This is a genomic window from Aquabacterium parvum (assembly GCF_001447195.1).
GTDB classification, from domain to species: Bacteria; Pseudomonadota; Gammaproteobacteria; order Burkholderiales; family Burkholderiaceae_C; genus Aquabacterium; species Aquabacterium parvum.
On sequence record NZ_LFRI01000320.1, the window covers coordinates 1 to 273 of the forward strand.

The 273-nt window shown below is 65.2% G+C and carries 1 protein-coding gene; it reads right to left on the reverse strand.

The features are described 5' to 3' along the window. Window positions 1–6: 6 nt before the first annotated feature. Window positions 7–273: hypothetical protein (locus ABG80_RS10710; protein WP_235513821.1), on the reverse strand; the 267-nt coding region annotated here is incomplete at its 5' end.

Genomic DNA, 273 nt, shown 5'->3' on the forward strand with positions numbered 1-273 from the left:
CCATCCTCACACCTTGCCCCCCTCATAGGCGAGGCTCACCGACGCGCCAGGAGCCCACGCACGCACCGGCACGGACACCTGCTCACCCACTCGGCCCTCGAAAGGCTTGGTGTCCGGAACTGTGAGGGTGAAGAGTCGAACGAGGCCACGGTTATCGAGGCCCTCGATCTGGAGAACCGGGCGGGTGGGGATCACCTCGCCGGTCTTCTTGTTGACGCCACCACCCAGGGTGGTGACTGCTCGAATGGTGCCGGTCAGCGTGAGCATCACAGG